The organism is Pseudarthrobacter sp. NPDC092439 (assembly GCF_044754945.1).
In the GTDB taxonomy this organism is placed as follows: domain Bacteria; phylum Actinomycetota; class Actinomycetes; order Actinomycetales; family Micrococcaceae; genus Arthrobacter.
Genome location: NZ_JBIVQB010000003.1, coordinates 329,704 through 347,736, shown reverse-complemented (window position 1 = coordinate 347,736; position 18,033 = coordinate 329,704). Strand labels below are relative to the sequence as shown.

General features: G+C 66.2%; 17 protein-coding genes and 1 tRNA gene. 14 read left to right on the top strand and 4 right to left on the bottom strand.

Annotated elements, in window-relative coordinates; all coding sequences use genetic code 11:
- Nucleotides 1–6 precede the first annotated feature (6 nt).
- From ACIQCM_RS09665 to ACIQCM_RS09605, 13 genes are all read left to right on the top strand, one after another.
- The gene (locus ACIQCM_RS09665; protein ID WP_400605788.1) at nt 7–636 is read left to right on the top strand and encodes a DedA family protein; all 630 of its coding nucleotides are present in this window, start codon (nt 7–9) and stop codon (nt 634–636) included.
- A 78-nt stretch (nt 637–714) separates the two neighbouring features.
- Complete coding sequence (locus tag ACIQCM_RS09660; protein ID WP_400605791.1) at nt 715–1,437, top strand: DedA family protein; 723 nt, start codon at nt 715–717, stop codon at nt 1,435–1,437.
- A 39-nt stretch (nt 1,438–1,476) separates the two neighbouring features.
- Nucleotides 1,477–2,625 carry an adenosine deaminase gene (locus ACIQCM_RS09655; RefSeq protein WP_400605793.1) on the top strand — a complete coding sequence of 383 codons (1,149 nt, stop codon included), beginning with the start codon at nt 1,477–1,479 and terminating at the stop codon, nt 2,623–2,625.
- A gap of 61 nt (nt 2,626–2,686) precedes the next feature.
- Nucleotides 2,687–3,274 (top strand): MazG nucleotide pyrophosphohydrolase domain-containing protein, encoded by a 588-nt coding sequence (locus ACIQCM_RS09650; protein WP_400606402.1) that lies wholly within the window; start codon nt 2,687–2,689, stop codon nt 3,272–3,274.
- A gap of 122 nt (nt 3,275–3,396) precedes the next feature.
- The gene (gene eno / locus ACIQCM_RS09645; RefSeq protein WP_400605795.1) at nt 3,397–4,677 is read left to right on the top strand and encodes a phosphopyruvate hydratase; all 1,281 of its coding nucleotides are present in this window, start codon (nt 3,397–3,399) and stop codon (nt 4,675–4,677) included.
- 175 nt (nt 4,678–4,852) lie between these two features.
- Nucleotides 4,853–5,440, top strand: coding sequence for a septum formation initiator family protein (locus ACIQCM_RS09640; protein ID WP_400605797.1), 588 nt, complete (start codon nt 4,853–4,855; stop codon nt 5,438–5,440).
- 28 nt (nt 5,441–5,468) lie between these two features.
- The gene (locus ACIQCM_RS09635) at nt 5,469–6,140 is read left to right on the top strand and encodes a DUF501 domain-containing protein (RefSeq protein ID WP_400605798.1); all 672 of its coding nucleotides are present in this window, start codon (nt 5,469–5,471) and stop codon (nt 6,138–6,140) included.
- Nucleotides 6,137–7,084 (top strand): exopolyphosphatase, encoded by a 948-nt coding sequence (locus ACIQCM_RS09630; protein WP_400605800.1) that lies wholly within the window; start codon nt 6,137–6,139, stop codon nt 7,082–7,084. The genes ACIQCM_RS09635 and ACIQCM_RS09630 overlap by 4 nt, the downstream gene beginning before the upstream one ends.
- A gap of 3 nt (nt 7,085–7,087) precedes the next feature.
- Nucleotides 7,088–8,473: a S8 family serine peptidase gene (locus ACIQCM_RS09625; protein WP_400605802.1), complete on the top strand. Its 1,386-nt coding sequence runs from the start codon at nt 7,088–7,090 to the stop codon at nt 8,471–8,473.
- A 72-nt stretch (nt 8,474–8,545) separates the two neighbouring features.
- Nucleotides 8,546–9,991, top strand: a complete 1,446-nt coding sequence (locus ACIQCM_RS09620; RefSeq protein ID WP_400605804.1) for an NAD(P)/FAD-dependent oxidoreductase — start codon at nt 8,546–8,548, stop codon at nt 9,989–9,991.
- A 107-nt stretch (nt 9,992–10,098) separates the two neighbouring features.
- A complete protein-coding gene (locus tag ACIQCM_RS09615) occupies nt 10,099–10,518 on the top strand; it encodes an ACT domain-containing protein (protein ID WP_400605806.1) in 420 nt (139 codons plus the stop codon).
- Between the two features lie 39 nt (nt 10,519–10,557).
- Nucleotides 10,558–10,631, top strand: a tRNA-Leu gene (locus ACIQCM_RS09610).
- A 219-nt stretch (nt 10,632–10,850) separates the two neighbouring features.
- A complete protein-coding gene (locus ACIQCM_RS09605; RefSeq protein WP_400605808.1) occupies nt 10,851–12,203 on the top strand; it encodes an ABC transporter substrate-binding protein in 1,353 nt (450 codons plus the stop codon).
- Nucleotides 12,204–12,473: 270 nt separating this feature from the next.
- Here ACIQCM_RS09605 and ACIQCM_RS09600 read toward each other — a convergent pair whose 3' ends face one another.
- Genes ACIQCM_RS09600 through ACIQCM_RS09585 form a run of 4 tightly spaced genes read right to left on the bottom strand, consistent with a single transcriptional unit; the run spans nt 12,474 to nt 16,599 of the window.
- Nucleotides 12,474–13,247: an ABC transporter ATP-binding protein gene (locus ACIQCM_RS09600; RefSeq protein ID WP_400605810.1), complete on the bottom strand. Its 774-nt coding sequence runs from the start codon at nt 13,245–13,247 to the stop codon at nt 12,474–12,476.
- A complete protein-coding gene (locus tag ACIQCM_RS09595; RefSeq protein WP_400605812.1) occupies nt 13,244–14,329 on the bottom strand; it encodes an ABC transporter ATP-binding protein in 1,086 nt (361 codons plus the stop codon). The genes ACIQCM_RS09600 and ACIQCM_RS09595 overlap by 4 nt, the downstream gene beginning before the upstream one ends.
- Nucleotides 14,326–15,294 carry a branched-chain amino acid ABC transporter permease gene (locus tag ACIQCM_RS09590; RefSeq protein WP_400605814.1) on the bottom strand — a complete coding sequence of 323 codons (969 nt, stop codon included), beginning with the start codon at nt 15,292–15,294 and terminating at the stop codon, nt 14,326–14,328. The genes ACIQCM_RS09595 and ACIQCM_RS09590 overlap by 4 nt, the downstream gene beginning before the upstream one ends.
- A 9-nt stretch (nt 15,295–15,303) precedes the next feature.
- Complete coding sequence (locus ACIQCM_RS09585; protein WP_400605815.1) at nt 15,304–16,599, bottom strand: branched-chain amino acid ABC transporter permease; 1,296 nt, start codon at nt 16,597–16,599, stop codon at nt 15,304–15,306.
- Between the two features lie 439 nt (nt 16,600–17,038).
- Here ACIQCM_RS09585 and ACIQCM_RS09580 point away from each other — a divergent pair, with 439 nt between their 5' ends.
- Nucleotides 17,039–17,965 (top strand): Bax inhibitor-1/YccA family protein, encoded by a 927-nt coding sequence (locus ACIQCM_RS09580; RefSeq protein WP_400605818.1) that lies wholly within the window; start codon nt 17,039–17,041, stop codon nt 17,963–17,965.
- Nucleotides 17,966–18,033 lie beyond the last annotated feature (68 nt).

The window sequence follows — 18,033 nt, the reverse complement described above, 5'->3', positions numbered from 1 at the left end:
AAACCGATGCAGGCCGTCAATGACTTCATTCTCGCAGCAGCCGGCCAGCCCTGGGTGCTGGTCCTGGTCCTGGCGTGCTGCATCATTGACGGCTTCTTCCCGCCCATCCCGAGCGAGTCGGTGGTGGTGGGCCTGGCCGCCGTTGCGGCCACCGCGCAGGTTCCCAACCCCGGGGTCCTGATGCTGGTGGCCGCGGCGGGGGCGTTTTCCGGGGACAACATCGCCTACCTGATCGGCCGCCGGGTGGGCACCACCCGCTGGTCATGGATGCGCGGTCCCCGAATGCAGGGGGCGTTCCGCTGGGCCGGCCGGGAGTTGCGCAAGCGCCCGGCAGCCCTGATCCTCGTGGCCAGGTTCGTCCCCATCGGGCGCGTCGCCGTCAACCTCACCGCCGGTGTCACCGGCTATCCGCACGCCAGGTTCGTAGGGCTCACGGTGTTGTCCGCCACGCTGTGGGCGGCATACTCGGTGGGCATCGGCCTGTTTTTTGGCCAGTGGTTCGAGGATAACCACCTCCTTGGCGCTGCCATCGCCATTGTGTGCGCCGTGGCCCTGGGCATCGTGGTGGACGTGGCCGTCAACCGTTTCCGGCACAAGCCGCCCATCGTGGAACGCATGAAGGAACCGGAAGCGTAGCGAATCCGCCGAGCCCGTGGGACACTTAGGGAGCGATTTCCGTCACGTTGACGGCGTTTTTCCGAGAAGCAGGACCGCGTGGATTTTATAAGTGAGGCCGTGCTCCATGCGGCGGGCCAATGGTGGATCTATCCGGTCCTCCTGCTGTTCTTTTTCGTGGACGGCTTCGCCATGGTGGTCCCCAGCGAAACACTCATCGTGGCTCTGGCGGCCTTTTCCCGGCAGAGCGGGGAGCCGAACCTCTGGATCCTGGGCGGCACGGCGCTGGTCGGTGCCATTGCGGGCGACAACATGGCTTTCATGCTGGGCCGGCGGATCGGCCTGGACCGCTGGCGGTGGATGCGAAGGCCCAAGGTGCGCCGGGCCTTCGACTGGGCCCGCGGTGAGCTGGACAAGCGCGGAGCGGTGCTGATCTTCACCGCGCGCTACATCCCCTGGGGCAGGGTGGCCGTCAACTACGTGGCAGGAAGCACCGGGTTCGGGCACCGCAGGTTCTTCCTGCTGGACGCGTTCGCCTGCCTGACGTGGGTGGGCTACTCCATCGGCATCGGCCTGCTGGCAAGCTCGTTCCACTGGCTGCACGACAGCCCGCTGCTCAGCGCCGGAATCGCCGTGGTGTTCGCCGTTGTCCTGGGCATCGTCATGGACCACCTGCTGCGGTGGTGGCACCGCCACCTGTCCCGCAAGGATGCGGCAGAGGTGGACCAATGGCTCGACGGCGGCCCTTCAGGCACGCTGAATCCGGAACCCGACGATTTCCTGGCCCGGGTTCCGCGCGAGAGCAGGCCGGCACCGGAATAGGCGCTGGCATTGCGCCTGCACCCACCCTAAGGTGGGTACGTGACTGAGCCTATTGCTGACCCCGCCCCCGCCATCGAGTTCGACCTGAAGACCCTGCCGAAGGTTTCCCTGCACGACCACCTGGACGGGGGACTCCGCCCGGCCACCATCATTGAACTGGCAGCCGCCGTGGGACACACCCTGCCGTCCACCGATCCCGTGGCCCTTGGCGAGTGGTTCCGCGAATCCGCGGATTCCGGCTCCCTGGTCCGCTACCTCGAGACGTTCGACCACACCATCGCCGTCATGCAGACCCACGAGGGCCTGTACAGGGTAGCGAAGGAGTTCGTGGAGGACCTGGCAGACGACGGCGTGGTCTACGGCGAAGTCCGCTGGGCCCCGGAGCAGCACCTGCAGAAGGGCCTGACCCTGGACGAGGCCGTCGAGGCCGTCCAGGAGGGACTGGAAGCCGGCGTTGAAGCCGTCAGCGACTCCGGCCGGGAAATCCAGGTGGGCCAGCTCATCACCGCCATGCGCCACGCGGACCGCGGCCAGGAAATCGCCGAGCTCGCCGTCCGCCACCGCAACAGGGGTGCCGTGGGCTTCGATATCGCCGGGGCCGAGGACGGCTTCCTGCCTGCCCGCTTCCGGGATGCCTTCACCTACCTCGCCCAGCACAACTTCCCGGCCACCGTCCACGCGGGCGAGGCGGCCGGCCTCGAAAGCATCCAGTCCGCCCTGGTGGACGGCCGCGCGCTGCGCCTGGGCCACGGCGTCCGTATCGCCGAAGACATCATGGTGGAGTTCGACGACGACGCCACCGACGAGGGCGACGGCGAGGGCAGCATCGGCCTGGTTACCCTCGGGGACCTCTCCAGCTGGGTGCGGGACCGCGGCATAGCGCTGGAAATCTGCCCGTCCTCCAACCTCCAGACGGGTGCCATTGCCGGCTTCGGCGAAGGCATCGAGAGCCACCCGCTGGACATGCTCTACCAGCTGGGCTTCAACGTCACCATCAACACGGACAACCGGCTAATGAGCGGTGTAACCCTCACCGACGAGTTCGACCTCCTGGTGGAGACGTTCGACTACGACCTGGACGACCTGCTGGAGCTGACGCTCAACGCCGCCGAGGCCTCCTTCCTGCCCCTTGAGGAAAAGGAAGCGCTGGTGGAGTACATCAACGACGCCTACGCCAATCTTGGCTGAGGAAGCGCCCGTCGAAAGGCTCCTGACGGTCATTGCCAGGCTGCGGGAGCACTGCCCGTGGATGGGCGCGCTGACGCATGCCTCCCTGGTGGAGTACCTCCTCGAGGAGGCCTACGAGGTGGCAGAGACCATCGAGGCGGGACACCCCGACGCCGAGCTCCGGGGGGAGCTGGGCGACGTCCTGCTCCAGGTAGTGCTGCATGCCCGCCTCGCGGAGGAACGCGGCGCGTTCACGTTCGACGACGTGGCCCGCGGCCTGGATGCCAAAATGGTCCGGCGCAACCCTCACGTGTTCCGCCCCGACGGCTCACTGCAGGACACCTTCCCGGCCACCGTGGCGGAGATCGAGCAGAAGTGGGACGCGGTCAAACGCGCCGAACGGCCGGCCGGCCGCGGCCCCTTCGACGGTATTCCGCTCGCCCTGCCGGCCCTGGCCAGGGCACAGAAGTCGCTGGACCGGGCCGCCCGCGCCGGCCTGGGGCTGCCGCCCGCAGACCCTGCCCCCGCAACGGAGGAAGCGCTCGGGGAGCTGCTGTTCGGCGTCGTGCGTTCGGCGCAGGCTGCCGGACTGGATGCCGAGCGTGCACTGCGCGGGGCGGTGCGGCGGTACCAGGAGGACGCCGCGAAGGCCGGACACGCGCCATCATGACGTCCGGAGGCTGGATAGGTTTCCGTAACCTGAACCACTCTCGACTACGCTGGTCCCTGACGAGGACGTCGAATTTTTCTGCCACAGTCCCCCTGGTTAATCGCCCATAAGGAGCAAAATTCATGGCGCTTATCGATGCCATCCACGCCCGCGAGATCCTCGATTCCCGCGGCAACCCCACCGTAGAAGTCGAGGTCCTGCTCTCTGACGGCCAGATCGGCCGCGCAGCCGTCCCCTCCGGCGCCTCCACCGGCGAGCACGAAGCCGTGGAACTGCGCGACGGCGACAAGGGCCGCTACCTCGGCAAGGGCGTCCAGAAAGCCGTTGACGCCATCATCGACCAGATCGCTCCGGCCCTCACCGGCTTCGACGCCACCGACCAGCGCAGCATCGACCAGGCCATGCTGGACCTGGACGGCACCCCCAACAAGGGCAAGCTGGGCGCCAACGCCATCCTGGGCGTGTCCCTGGCCGTGGCCAACGCCGCTGCCGCCTCCGCGGACCTGCCGCTGTACAAGTACCTCGGCGGCCCCAACGCGCACGTTCTGCCCGTGCCCCTGATGAACATCCTCAACGGCGGATCGCACGCGGACTCCGACGTTGACATCCAGGAATTCATGATCGCCCCCATCGGCGCCGAGACCTTCTCCGAAGGCCTGCGCTGGGGCGTTGAGGTCTACCACAACCTCAAGTCCGTCCTGAAGGAAAAGGGCCTGTCCACCGGCCTGGGCGACGAGGGCGGCTTCGCCCCGAACCTGCCCTCCAACCGTGCGGCACTGGACCTGATCCAGGAAGCCATCAAGAACGCCGGCTACACCCCCGGCAAGGACATCGCCCTGGCGCTGGACGTTGCCTCCTCCGAGTTCTTCAAGGACGGCGCCTACCAGTTCGAAGGCAAGTCCCTGTCCGCGAGCGAGATGAGCGCCTACTACGCCGGGCTCGTGGCAGACTACCCGCTGGTGTCCATCGAGGACCCGCTGGACGAGAACGACTGGGAAGGCTGGAAGACCCTCACCGACACCATCGGCGACAAGGTCCAGCTGGTGGGTGACGACCTCTTCGTCACCAACCCGTCGATCCTGCAGCGCGGGATCGACACCAAGACCGCCAACTCCCTGCTGGTCAAGGTGAACCAGATCGGCTCGCTCACGGAAACCCTCGACGCCGTCAGCCTGGCCCAGCGCGCCGGCTACACCACCATCACCTCGCACCGCTCCGGCGAGACCGAGGACACCACCATCGCCGACATCTCGGTTGCCACCAACGCCGGCCAGATCAAGACCGGTGCCCCGGCACGCTCCGAACGCGTAGCCAAGTACAACCAGCTGCTGCGCATCGAAGAAGAGCTCGACGACGCCGCACGCTACGCCGGCCGCAGCGCCTTCCCGCGTTTCAAGGGCTAGTAGCCGCACCTGCACCGCAACGGTGGCTATGGTTGAAAGACCATAGCCACCGTTGCCGTTTTCCGGCAGCACTGCCCAACAAGTCCCGTCCGCCAACGAGTTCCACCCAGTTCCGGCCCGGCCTGTGGCTGCCACCGCAGGGCCGCGTGTTCCAGCCGCGTGTTTCAGGAGTGTCATGGCTACCCGCCGTCCCAAAGTCCCCAAGGTCGCCCCGGCCCGTCCCGCCGGGGGCTCCCCGGACGGCGCCGACGTCATCCGGGCAGACTTCGGGGCAGGGAAAGCGCCGGAGGAGACGCAGGAGAGGGCTCATGAGGGGAGCAGCGGCAGCAGCCGTGCCACGCAGCCCGCCCCGCCTGAGGAAGTTACGCAGCCCGTGCCCGCCAAGGCGTTCTCCGGACGCATGCTGGCCCTCGCCGTCGTGATGATTGCGATCACCATCATGCTGGCGCCCACCGTGAAGGTGTTCTTCGATAAACGGGCCGAAATCGAGGCCCTGAACGCGGACATCGCGGCCCGCGAGGCCGAGGGCGACGCCCTGCGCCGGCAGGTTTCGCGGTGGCAGGACCCCAACTACGTGAAACAGCAGGCCCGCGACCGCATTAACATGGTTATGCCGGGAGAAACCGGTTACTGGGTTTTCGGCAGCGACCTGCCTGCCGGAGAAAGCAGTAGCCAGCCCGGCGCAGCAGCAGCACAAGACCCCGCCGACCTGCCGTGGGTGGATTCCCTGTGGGAGTCCATCCGGCGCGCGGCCACAGACTGAACCGCAACAGGAAGGACGGCCCGCGACGATGGAACCCACCACGGCAGCCGCCCGGGAAGACTCCCGCCAACCATCTGCACGCGATCTTGAAGTCCTGAGCCGGCAGCTCGGACGGCCGGTGCGGGATGTGGTGGAGATTCCGGCACGCTGCGTCTGCGGCAACCCTCTCGTGGCCGCTACGGCACCGCGGCTCGGCAACGGCACCCCGTTCCCCACCACCTTCTACCTCACCCATCCCGTGATCACCTCCGCCGTGTCCCGGCTTGAAGCCGCAGGCGTCATGAACGAGATGAACGGACGCCTTGCCGAAGACGGGGAACTGTCAGCGGCCTACCGCGCCGCCCACGACGCCTACCTGGCCGCGCGGCAGGCCATCGGCGATCGCTGCGGTACAGGAGACGTTCCAGAGATCGACGGCATCTCCGCCGGCGGAATGCCCACCCGTGTCAAATGCCTCCATGTCCTGGTGGGCCATTCACTCGCTGCCGGCCCGGGCGTAAACCCGCTGGGCGACGAAGCCCTGCACCTCATCAGCGAATGGTGGAGCAAAGAACGCTGCTATTGCGACGGCGCCTGGGACACCACGGGCGAAGCCCCCTCCCGGGATCTAAGCCGCCACGGCCCCCAGGGACTGCCGGACATTGTGGGCCGGCCCGCGCCGGTCCGCAAAGCGGCCGGCCCCGGCGGAGCCGCCGAATGACCCGCGTTGCCGCGATCGACTGCGGCACCAACTCCATCCGCCTGCTTATCGCGGACATCGACCGCAGCAGCGGCACGCCAGTCCTCACCGACGTGGTCCGCGAGATGCGGGTGGTCCGGCTGGGCCAGGGCGTGGATGCCACCGGCGAACTTGCCCCCGAGGCGCTGGAGCGTACTTTCGCCGCCACCGCCTCCTATGCGCAGCTGATCAAGGATCACGGCGCGGAGAAAGTCCGCTTCACCGCAACGTCGGCAAGCCGTGACGCCCGCAACCGGCAGGTCTTCGTGGACGGCATCCGTGATCTTCTGGGCGTGGAGCCCGAGGTGATCTCGGGGGCCGAGGAAGCCGCCCTGTCCTTCGCCGGGGCCAGCAGCGTGCTGCCCATCCTGGACGGACATCAGGTCCTGGTTGTGGATCTCGGTGGCGGCAGCACGGAATTCGTGCTGGGAACCGCTGCCGGCGTCACCGCGGCGAAGTCCGTGGACATCGGCTGCGTGCGGCTGACCGAGCGGCACCTGGCCGGCGATCCGCCCACCGCGGAACAGATCGCCGCCGCGGAAGCCGACGTGGACACCGCCATTGCCCGCGCACGCGAAGACGTCCCACTGGACCAGGCCACCGCCGTCGTAGGCGTTGCCGGCTCAGTTACCACCATCACCGCGCACGCCCTGCGGCTGGCGGAATACTCCCCGGACGCCATCCACGGTGCCGAACTCCCCATAGCCGCTGTACAGGAAGCTGCCGCGGAGCTGCTGCGGATGCCCCGCGCCGCCAGGGCCGCCCTGCCCTACATGCATCCGGGCCGGGTTGACGTTATCGGCGCCGGGGGACTGGTGTGGCGGCGCATCCTGGAACAGCTTGGTGCCCTGACCGGGGGCCGGATCACCACCGCAACAGCCAGCGAGCACGACATTCTCGACGGCATTGCGCTGAGCATCGGCTGAACCATGGGAGCTTTCAAGGGCGTGACCGCCGCGTTTGGCCAGGCGGCCGCAACGCTGCCGGTGCTGCTGCTGTCCGGCCTTTTCGTGGCCGCCGGTGTTATCAACGCACCGGCAGCACAGGCGGACGACTGGCGGGACAAGCAGTACTGGCTCAAGGAATCCGGCATCACCGAGGCCTGGAATGTGTCCAAGGGCGCCGGGGTGAAGGTGGCTGTGATCGACAGCGGCGTGGACGCCGGGCATCCGGATCTCAAAGGTGCTGTGGCAGGCGGATTCGATGCGTCCGGCTCCGGCGACGCAAACGGCCAAAAGAGCATCGGGGCCAAGCCGGAACACGGCACGCTGGTGGCCACCATCCTTGCCGGGCGCGGCCACCAGCCCAAGGATGCCTCGCCCAGCCCCGTCCCGAAAAGCACCGGCGCGACCGGCCCGGACGGCATGGCAGGGGTTGCTCCTGAAGCCGAGATACTGTCGGTCTCCACCTGGCTGGGGTCGCCCAACCCGTCGGGCAAGAGCGACCAGGACCAGATCCCGGAGGCCGTGCGCTGGGCCGTGGACAACGGTGCCACCGTCATCAATATCTCGCTGGGCAGCACCACGCCGCAATGGCCGCAAAGCTGGGATGCCGCGTTCCTTTACGCCGAGCAGAAGGACGTGGTCATCGTGGCCGCGGCCGGAAACCGCGTGGGCGGAAACATCCAGGTGGGCGCGCCCGCCACGATTCCGGGCGTGCTGACCGTGGCCGGGGTGGACCGCAAGGGTGTCGCAAGCGTGGACGCCTCCTCACAGGGGATCAGCATCGGCGTGGCTGCTCCGGCGGAGGATTTGGTGGGCGGAGTCCCGGGCGGTGACTACGCTGAATGGGCCGGCACCTCCGGCTCCGCTCCCATGGTGGCCGGAGTGGCCGCCCTCATCAGGTCCAAGTGGCCGGAGATGAGCGCGGAGCAGGTCATCAACAGGATCGTTTCCACTGCCGACGACGCCGGCCCGGCCGGCAAGGACCCGCTCTATGGCTTTGGCGTGCTGGACGCGGCCGCGGCACTGAAGGATGACGTTCCCGAGGTTTCTGCCAACCCGCTGGGAAGCATCGCCGAGTGGATCCGGGTACACCGGCGGGGCAACCTTTCCACACCCGTCCCGCTGCCCACCGCCGAAGTGCCCAGCGCCGTCCCCACCCTGCCTGAGGCGACGGTGCCTGCCGCCAAGGCACCCTCGCCGCGGGACTCGGCCGTGGGCGCCGCCGTCGTAATCGGTTTTTCGGTGCTGTTCGCGGCGATCATCGCGGCAGCGGCCGTCAAGCTCCGCCGCGCGGCCAGGGACCCGTCGCTGGCGCGCGAGGAACCTTTGACCGGAGCCGTGGAGAAGGTGGATTCACCGGGCAAACCGTAGGTGGTCCCGGCCCTGTCCCAGGCGCGATGCACGCTAGTGAAGATTTTCACAAACTGCTGTATCGTTAGACGCATGGCAACCACCCCAGAGCTCCAGGACCGTCCCAGGGTACTCGTCGTAGGCGGCGGGTACGTCGGCCTGTACGTAGCACTCAAACTGCAGAAGAAGATCGCGAATGCCGGTGGCATCGTCACCCTCGTGGATCCACTGCCCTACATGACCTACCAGCCCTTCCTCCCCGAGGTTGCAGGCGGCAACATCGAGGCCCGCCACGCCGTGGTCTCCCACCGCCAGCACCTCAAGCAGACCGAACTGATCCAGGGCCGCGTGACCTCGATCGACCACGCGAACCGCACCGCCGTCGTGGCCCCCGCTGACGGCGGCGGGCACTTCGAGGTTCCGTACTTCGACGTCGTCCTTGCAGCCGGCGCCATCACCCGTACCTTCCCCATCAAGGGCCTCGCGGACAAGGGCATTGGCCTGAAGACCATCGAGGAAGCCGTTGCGCTGCGCAACAAGGTGCTGGAGCGCATTGAGGTTGCGTCCACCATGACCGACGCCGCCGCGCGCGCCAAGGCGCTCACCTTCGTGGTGGTAGGTGGCGGCTTCGCCGGCATCGAGTGCATCACCGAGATGGAGGACCTGGCCCGCGCCGCGGTCCGCAACAACCCCCGCATCAAGCAGGAGGAAGTCCGTTTCGTACTGGTCGAGGCCATGGGCCGCATCATGCCTGAGGTCACCGCTTCCCAGGCCGACTGGGTGGTGGAGCACCTGCGCAGCCGCGGCATCGAGGTGCTGCTGAACACCTCCCTGGACAGCGCCGAGGGCTCCCTCAAGCTCATCAACCTGCCGGACAAGACCCCCGCGCAGGAATTCGAAGCGGACACCCTCGTCTGGACTGCCGGCGTGCAGGCCAACCCGATGGTCCGTTCCACCGACTTCCCGCTGGAGCCCCGCGGCCGCGTCCGCGTCCTTCCGGACCTGCGCATCGGCGGCGATGAAGGCATCGTGGAGAACGCCTGGGCAGCCGGCGACATCGCCGCCGTTCCCGACCTCACGGGCAAGGGCCTCCCGGACGGCACCTGCGTTCCCAACGCCCAGCATGCGCTGCGCCAGGCCAAGCGCCTTGCCAAGAACCTGTGGGCATCCCGCTGGGACAAGCCGATGAAGGACTACAAGCACAAGAACCTTGGCGCAGTGGCCGGCTTCGGCGAATGGAAGGGTGTCGCCAACATCAACCTCCTGGGCCGCATCGGGCTCAAGGGCCCGCTGGCCTGGTTGGCCCACCGTGGCTACCACGGCATGGCGATGCCCACGTTCGAGCGCAAGTTCCGCGTGGTCCTGAACTGGATCATCGCCTTCTTCGCCGGCCGCGACACTACGCAGCTGATGGACCTGGACAACCCGCGGGGTGCCTTCGTGGCCGCTGCCACCCCGGCTCCCAGGCCGGCGGCGGCTCCCGCTCCGGCTGCAGCCGTGCCGGAGACCAAGGAATCGGCGCCGGCCAACGCCAAGTAGCCCGCCTCCCTTTTGACGCACGACGGCGGCCGTCCCTTTCGGGGGACGGCCGCCGTCGTGCGTTCCCGCAGCGCCCGCTGCCGCGGCCTGCGGCCTAGACTGTCCCCATGAGCGGCGAAATGAACCTGCAGGCCCTGCTGGCAGGCATGCGGCCAATGCAGCGCCATGGTGAGTTTGTGTACGTCCTGTGGCCCCACGGCCGGCCCCTGACGCCTGGCATTGAGGCCGCCGTCCGCGAGGCCGAGGGCCTGACTGTGGTCCTTCCGCGGTCCGTCGCGGACGCGGAAGGGCTCAGCTACGACTTCGTGGCCGCCTGGATCACCCTGGAGGTCCATTCCGCGCTGGAGGCCGTTGGCCTTACCGCCGCCGTCAGCAGGGCGCTTACGGAGGCGGGGATCAGCTGCAACGTGCTGGCCGGGTTCCACCACGACCACCTGCTGGTTCCCGTCGCGCAGGCGCCGCGCGCCCTGCAGGAGTTGGCCGCACTCTCGTCCAGGAACCGCAGGCCGGAGCCCCCGCCTGGCTGATCCGGTCGGCGGGCTGTGACGGGATACCATTGTTGCGGCGCCCCAGTAGCCCAATTGGCAGAGGCATCGGACTTAAAATCCGCGTGTTGTGGGTTCGAGTCCCACCTGGGGTACAAGCGCGAAAAATGCCCGGAAAAGCGCGCCGGGAAGAGGAAGCCGTCCGTTCAGCGGGCGGCTTCCGGCCTTTAATTCCGCATAGGCAACGACTGTTATAAGGATGTGACCTCAATCACTTATTTTCGGCGGGAAATTACATTAGCTTGAACCTGATCAGGAATACCTGATTTTTCGCGTCAAAGGCCGTTCGCACCTTTAGATCGAGGAGCTAGTTCATGACATTATTTCCCCAGGCGGGAACCCGCGTTGCCAAGCTGACAGCGCTTGGCATCGGCGTTGCCTTTATGGCAACGGCTTGCGGCGGTTCGTCCACACCCACGGCGTCCGAGACCGCCTCCGAAGCTGCGGCCGGCATCGCCTGCCCCGCACCTGAAGGCACCGGCGGCGCGGCAGCGAGCCAGGCTCCGGCGCCCGGATCGGTTCCGCCCTCCAGCACCACCACCGATAAGCCTTTGAAGATCGGGTCACTGCTGCCCACCACGGGCTCCCTGGCCTTCCTGGGCCCGCCCGAAATTGCCGGCGTCAACCTTGGTGTCGATGAAGTCAACAAGGCCGGCGGCGTACTGGGCAAGCCCATTCAAGTGGTCCACCGCGACTCCGGCGATACCAAGACGGACATCGCCACCCAGTCCACCTCAGCGCTGCTGGGCCAGGGCGTGAGCGCCATCATCGGCGCCGCATCCTCAGGTGTGTCCAAGACGGTCATCAACCAGATCACCGGCGCGGGCGTCATCCAGTTCTCCCCGGCCAACACGTCTCCGGACTTCACCACTTGGGATGACAAGGGCCTGTACTGGCGTACTGCCCCGTCCGACGTGCTGCAGGGCAAGGTCCTGGGCAACTACATGGCAACGTGTGGTGCCCAGACGGTTGGACTGATCGTCCTCAACGATGCTTACGGCACGGGCCTGGCCAAGAACATCAAGTCGGCCTTCGAGTCCGCCGGCGGCAAGGTTGTGGCCGAAGAACTCTTCAACGAAGGCGACACCCAGTTCAGCAGCCAGGTGGACAAGGTCCTCGCCGCCAAGCCGGACGCCATTGCCCTGATCACCTTCGACCAGGCCAAGAGCATCGTTCCGCTGATCACCGGCAAGGGCGTCAAGCCCACGCAGCTGTTCATGGTGGACGGCAACACGTCCGATTACAGCAAGGACTTCAAGGCAGGCACCCTGAAGGGCGCGCAGGGCACCATCCCCGGTACCTTCGCCAAGGAGGACTTCAAGAAGAAGCTGCTGGCGATCGATCCCGCACTGAAGGACTACAGCTACGCCGGCGAGTCCTACGACGCCGTCAACCTGATCGCACTGGCTTCGGAAGCCGCCAAGAGCACCAAGGGCGTAGACATCGCCGCCAAGCTCAAGGAAGTTTCCGAAGGCGGCGAGAAGTGCACCTCCTACGCAGGCTGTGTCACGCTCCTCCGCGACGGAAAGGACATCGACTACGACGGCCAGTCCGGCCCCGTAACGTTCTCCGACGCGGGTGACCCCACGGAGGCGTACATCGGCATCTACGAGTACCAGGATGACAACACGTACTCCGCAGTGAAGGAAGAGTTCGGCAAGCTCTAAGCCGCTTCCTGACCGACCGAAAGGCCCCCGCCCAGTGACCAGTTCACCCCGGGCGGGGGTCTTTTGCTGTCCGCCGCCAAGCCGCCTGCTGAAGAATTGAGGCTGCCTTGCCGAAGGATTGCCTGCCGGCATCGCCTGCCGCTGGCCGGGCTGCCTGCCTGGCTCCCCGCCCTGCTGGCGTGCCGGCCTGCACCGCAGGCATGCAGAAGGGGCCGCCACCTTGCGGTGACGGCCCCTTCTGCGGGCCCTGGAGCCCTTGGAGAGCGGTTCCTAGTCGACAGTGTCGGCCAGGGTGCCCAGGTACAGCTGGATGACCTTGGGATCCTTCATGAGTTCGCGGCCGGTTCCCGTGTAAGCGTCCTTGCCCTGGTCCAGGACGTAGGCGCGGTCACAGATCTGCAGGCAGCGGCGGGCGTTCTGTTCCACCATGATCACCGAGACGCCTGCCCGGTTGATCTCGTGGACCCGAAGGAACGTCTCGTCCTGCTTGACGGGGGAGAGGCCTGCGGAGGGTTCATCCAGCAGCAGCACCGCCGGGTCCATCATCAGGGCGCGCCCCATGGCAACCATCTGCCGTTCACCGCCGGAGAGCGATCCGGCGCGCTGCGCGCGTCGCTTGCCCAGCTCGGGGAACAGGCCCGTGACGAAGTCGAAGCGCTCGGCGAAGTCCTTGGGCCGCTGGAACATGCCCATCTGCAGGTTTTCCTCGATGGACAGCGTGGCAAAGACGTTGTTGGTCTGCGGAACGAAACCGACACCGCGGGTGACCAGCTTGTTGGCCTTCAGCCCGGTGATGTCCTGGCCCCGCACCACAACAGTGCCGGAGTGGACCTTGACCAGGCCGAACATGGCCTTCAGCAGCGTAGACTTGCCGGCGCCGTTGGGGCCGATGATGCCGATCAGCTCACCCTTGCGGGCTTCGATGCTGCAGCCGTTGAGGATGTTCACGCCGGGCAGGTAGCCGGCCACGAGGTCCGTGACCTTGACTACCGAGTCGCCGTCGTTGACGGGGTGTGCGGCTGGTGCCGCGCTGGTGCTGCTCATTGGCTGTCCTTCTCTGTCCGGCCCGTTTCCGTGCTTCCGTGCCGTCCGCGGGGATGGTCCTGCGCGCCCCGTTCTTCCGGTGCAGCGTCGGTTTCCGCCTCAACGACATCCACGGCGATGATGCCTGCGTTCTCCGTGCCCACGATGGATTCCTCGTCAGCCACCAGTTCGGCCGCGAGTTCCTTGATGCCCTCGGTGTCGCCAAGGTCCACGTCATGGTGCGCGCCAAGGTAGGCGTCGATCACGGCGGGGTTCTTCATGACCTCGCCAGGCGGGCCCTCTGCCACCACCTTGCCTTCCGCCATGACCACTACCCAGTCGGCGATGTGCCGCACCATGTGCATGTCATGCTCCACGAACAGAACCGTCATGCCTTCGGCCTTCAGGTTCTTGATGTGGTCCAGCAGGGACTGGGTCAGTGCCGGATTCACGCCGGCCATGGGCTCGTCCAGCATGACCAGCTTGGGCCGGACCATGAGGGAACGGGCCATTTCCAGGAGCTTGCGCTGGCCGCCGGAGAGGGAGGCAGCGTAGTCGTCCTTCTTGGCATCCAGCTTGAACTTCTCCAGCAGGACGTTGGCTTCCTCCGTGATCTGCTTCTCCCGGCCTCCCCAGATTCCCTTGAACAGGGCCTTGTACAGCTTCTCCCCAGGCTGGTTCGAGGCACCCAGGCGCATGTTTTCCATGACCGTCAGCTTGCCCATCACCTTGGTGAGCTGGAACGTGCGGACCATGCCCATCCGTGCCACCTTGTAGGGGGAAACGCCCGCGAGGCTCTTGCCTTCGAACTGCCACTTGCCCGTGTTGGGCGTGTCGAAGCCTGTCAGCAGGTTGAACAGCGTGGTCTTTCCGGCACCGTTGGGCCCGATCAGCGCGGTGATCTTATGGCGGGGGATCTCGAGGTAATCGACGTCCACCGCATTAATGCCGCCAAAGCTGCGGGTTACGTTCTCCGCAACCACGATGGGATCGCGTTTCTTACATCCCGGACCGGTTTCGCCGGCCGCAATGGGCCGTGCGTCAGTCATGTAGTCCGGCTGGGCGCCGGACGCCGATGTGGGTTCTTCGCTGTGCATGCTCATGCGAACGCCAGCTCCTTCTTGTTTCCAAAGACACCCTGGGGCCGGAAAATCATCAGCAGCATCAGGGCCACACCCACCAGGATGTAGCGCAGCTGCCCGGCCTGGACGGTGTTCAGCCAGGTGATGGCACCTGATTCGATCAGGCCATAGAGGACGCCCTGGGTCAGGGACAGGACAACCCAGAAGATCATGGCGCCGACGACGGGTCCAAGGACCGTGCCCAGCCCGCCAAGGAGCAGGCAGGTGTAGAGGAAGAACGTCAGTTCGGTGCCGTAGTTGGCCGGCTGCACCGCTCCGCGGGGAAGGGTGAAGATCATGCCGGCAAGTGCGCCCAGCACGCCACCGATGATCAGCGCCTGCATCTTGTAGGCGTAGACGTTCTTACCCAGCGAGCGGACGGCGTTTTCGTCTTCGCGGATGCCCTTGAGGACACGGCCCCACGGGCTGCGCATCAGCAGCCATACCAGCAGGCAGCACACGGCAACGAGTGCCCAGCCCACCACGCGGATGAAGAAGTCCCGGTTGTTCATGCCGAAGTAGTCGCCGTCCGGGAACGGGTTCATTGCGTAGAACCCGCCCTCGAACGCCGCCAGGCCGTTGGCCGAACCGGTCACGGACGTCAGCTGGTTGGTGGTGACGATGTACCGGACGATTTCCGCAGCGGCAATGGTGACGATGGCGAGGTAGTCCGCCCGCAGGCGCAGGGTGGGAATACCCAGCAGCAGCGCGAAGACGGCGGCGGCGATTATGGCGATCAGCAGTCCCACGAAGAACGGGACGCCGAAGGTCAGGGTGGAGATGGCGAACCCGTAGGCTCCCACCGCCATGAAGCCGGCCTGGCCGAAGTTCAGCAGGCCGGAGTAGCCGAAGTGGACGGCGAGGCCCAGTGCGGCAAGCGCGTAGGCCGCAGTCGTGGGGCTGAAAATTTCGCCGGCGGCGCTGGCAAGAATGAATCCAAAGTCCATGGTTCTCTCCTAACCCACGCGCTCGCGTCGGCCCAGGATGCCCTGGGGCCGGAACAAGAGGACAACGATCATGATGAAAAGTGCTCCCACGTATTTAAGGTCTGCTGCGAGGCCGAACACGGTGGTCAGCTCAACGAAGATACCCACGATGATGGAACCGATCAGGGCGCCAAACACGGTGCCCAGGCCGCCGAGGGTAACGCCGGCGAAGATCAGCAGCAGGATGGCCGAGCCCATGTCGAAAGTGACGCCGGGCCGGTAGTAGGCCCAGAGGATGCCGCCGAGGGAGGCGAGCATGCCGCCGGTGATCCACACGAGGCGGATGACCGCGTCCACATCGATGCCGGAAGCGGCAGCGAGTGCCGGGTTGTCGGCCACGGCGCGGGTGGCCTTGCCCAGGCGGGTCTTGAGCAGCACGATTCCCAGCAGACCGATCACCACGGCACTGATAACCAGCGACCACAGGTTGTTCGGGGAGATGGATACCGGGCCGATCTGGACCTCGGGGCTCTGCGCGTACGGGAGCTGTTGCGTGGCGCCCCCGAAGTAGAACTGGATGACGTAGCGGACAGCGAGGGCCAGGCCGATGCTCACGATCATCATGGGAACCAAACCGGTGCCGCGGCGGCGCAGGGGCCGCCAGAGGCCACGGTCCTGCGCATAGCCGAAGAGTGCGCCGCCCAACAGGGAGAGGACCACCGCCAGCCAGAAGGGGAGCCCCAGGGCATTGAAAGCGAAGACTAGCACCGCGCCCAGGGTGACCATTTCACCGTGGGCAAAGTTGGTCAGCCCGGTGGTGCCGAAGATCAGCGACAGCCCGACGGCTGCAAGGGCCAGCAGCAGGCCGAAGCTGAGGCCTGCGACCAGGCGGTTGAGCAGGTTCTGGCCGAAGTCCTGTTCCTGGACCACGATGCCCTTGCCGAAGGCAAAGATCACGGACAGGTTGGACGTCTGGCTGAATGTCACATCACGCGGGTTTTCCTGGCCGTCCGCGAGCTTGATTCCTTCGGGGAGCGTGGACTCGTCCAACTCCACTGTGTAGGTACCCTGCTCGGGCACGCCGATGCTCCACGAGCCGTTGGCAGAGGACTTGGCCGTGCCGGTGAAGTCGCCACTCTTCGCCGTAATGGTCACGTCCGCCAGCGGAGCGCGGGCATCATCGCGGAGGAATCCGCTGATGTTGTTCTGGAAGGTTTGGTTCGACGGGGATGGTGTCGGTGAGGGGGAAGTGGCCTGGGAGGCCGGCGCTGCCACCAGAAGGAGGGCCAGAATGGCAGCGCTCACGGCTCCCCATAATCTGAGCAAACCGAGGCGTCCTGCGGCCGGTGGGCCTTGGGGTGTACTTCTCAAATTGAAAAACCTCCACTTGGGGGCGGTCTAGGCTGCACCATTGCAAGCCATTGCGAACGGATACAGGGCTGGCAGGCGCCGAAAGGTCACACGCCACCCACGGTTGTGAGTTGCGTCACCCTGTTGGGGTTTATGCTACAGCCGCCTGACGGGCTGAAACGCCCCGATTGGCGCAGCGAAGGTAGCGATCGGATAACAACTGTGAAGCCACAGTCACGCCTTGATGTAGCCGGTCTAAATAAACAAATGTTGAGCCACGGTATTTCTAAACAGTCGGTTGGTTACGGTTGGGTTGCGCCCGCGGCGTCCGGGAACTTTACGCACCACACCCGCGTGGTAATTGGTACCGTAAACCTTAAGGTTTCACTGACATCCCTAATGGAGGAATTCCGCAATGGCACTTGGCGGCAACCCGATCTTCAACGGAAAGAGTTTCCGTGGAGCGACCCAGGCACCGCCTGCACCCTACGGCCACTCGCCGTATGGCCAGCCGGGCTACGGCCAGGCGCCATACGGGCAGCAGCCTTATGGCCAGGCTCCCTACGGACAGCAGCAGGGCTGGAACACCCGGCCGGACATGACGGACCAGCAGTTGCGGGACATGTACAACCAGCCGGCCGCGGGCCCCGCGGACACCGGGCGGATGACTTTCGACGATGTCATCGTCAAGACCGCCGCCTGCCTGGGCATGGTCATCGCCGGCGCGGCTGTGACCATGGTGGTCGGCATGGGCCTCGCCTCGCTGCTCATGGTGGCCGGCGCGCTGGGCGGTTTCGTCCTGGCCCTGGTCAATACGTTCAAGAAGCAGCCGTCCCCGGCGCTGATCCTTGCCTACGCAGCGCTCGAGGGACTTTTCCTTGGCGGCCTGACCCGCATCCTCGACGCGCAGTTCCCCGGCGTCGGCCTGCAGGCTGTCATTGGCACCCTGTCCGTGTTCGCCGTGACCCTCGTGCTGTTTAAGAGCGGCAAGGTCCGCGCCACGCCCAAGGCCATGCGCTTCTTCATGATTGCGATCATTGGTTACGCGGTATTCGCGCTGGTCAACATGGTCATGATGCTCACCGGGGCTGTCCAGGAGCCGTTCGGACTGCGCACCAGCGTAGAGATCTTCGGTATCCCGCTTGGCGTCTTCATTGGCCTGCTGGCCATCGGCCTGGCCGCCTTCTCCCTGATCATGGACTTCACCAGCATTGAAGCCGGCGTCCGCAGCGGCGCTCCGCAGCGCTTCTCCTGGACGGCTGCGTTCGGCCTGACGGTGACGCTCGTCTGGCTCTACGTCGAGATCATCCGCCTGCTGGCCATCCTCCGCGGCGACGATTAGGCGGCGGTCGGTTAACGCCGTCGTACGTACGCATGAGCAGGGCCCCGCCAGTGTGGCGGGGCCCTGCC

What these genes read in the sequence shown, in the direction of transcription:
- ACIQCM_RS09665 (WP_400605788.1), top strand. Translation starts at nt 7, where the DNA reads ATGCAGGCCGTCAATGACTTCATTCTCGCAGCAGCCGGCCAGCCCTGG.
- ACIQCM_RS09650 (WP_400606402.1), top strand. Translation starts at nt 2,687, where the DNA reads ATGGGCGCGCTGACGCATGCCTCCCTGGTGGAGTACCTCCTCGAGGAG.
- eno (WP_400605795.1), top strand. Translation starts at nt 3,397, where the DNA reads ATGGCGCTTATCGATGCCATCCACGCCCGCGAGATCCTCGATTCCCGC.
- ACIQCM_RS09640 (WP_400605797.1), top strand. Translation starts at nt 4,853, where the DNA reads ATGGCTACCCGCCGTCCCAAAGTCCCCAAGGTCGCCCCGGCCCGTCCC.
- ACIQCM_RS09635 (WP_400605798.1), top strand. Translation starts at nt 5,469, where the DNA reads ATGGAACCCACCACGGCAGCCGCCCGGGAAGACTCCCGCCAACCATCT.
- ACIQCM_RS09630 (WP_400605800.1), top strand. Translation starts at nt 6,137, where the DNA reads ATGACCCGCGTTGCCGCGATCGACTGCGGCACCAACTCCATCCGCCTG.
- ACIQCM_RS09625 (WP_400605802.1), top strand. Translation starts at nt 7,088, where the DNA reads ATGGGAGCTTTCAAGGGCGTGACCGCCGCGTTTGGCCAGGCGGCCGCA.
- ACIQCM_RS09620 (WP_400605804.1), top strand. Translation starts at nt 8,546, where the DNA reads ATGGCAACCACCCCAGAGCTCCAGGACCGTCCCAGGGTACTCGTCGTA.
- ACIQCM_RS09615 (WP_400605806.1), top strand. Translation starts at nt 10,099, where the DNA reads ATGAGCGGCGAAATGAACCTGCAGGCCCTGCTGGCAGGCATGCGGCCA.
- ACIQCM_RS09605 (WP_400605808.1), top strand. Translation starts at nt 10,851, where the DNA reads ATGACATTATTTCCCCAGGCGGGAACCCGCGTTGCCAAGCTGACAGCG.
- ACIQCM_RS09600 (WP_400605810.1), bottom strand. Translation starts at nt 13,247, where the DNA reads ATGAGCAGCACCAGCGCGGCACCAGCCGCACACCCCGTCAACGACGGC.
- ACIQCM_RS09595 (WP_400605812.1), bottom strand. Translation starts at nt 14,329, where the DNA reads ATGAGCATGCACAGCGAAGAACCCACATCGGCGTCCGGCGCCCAGCCG.
- ACIQCM_RS09590 (WP_400605814.1), bottom strand. Translation starts at nt 15,294, where the DNA reads ATGGACTTTGGATTCATTCTTGCCAGCGCCGCCGGCGAAATTTTCAGC.
- ACIQCM_RS09580 (WP_400605818.1), top strand. Translation starts at nt 17,039, where the DNA reads ATGGCACTTGGCGGCAACCCGATCTTCAACGGAAAGAGTTTCCGTGGA.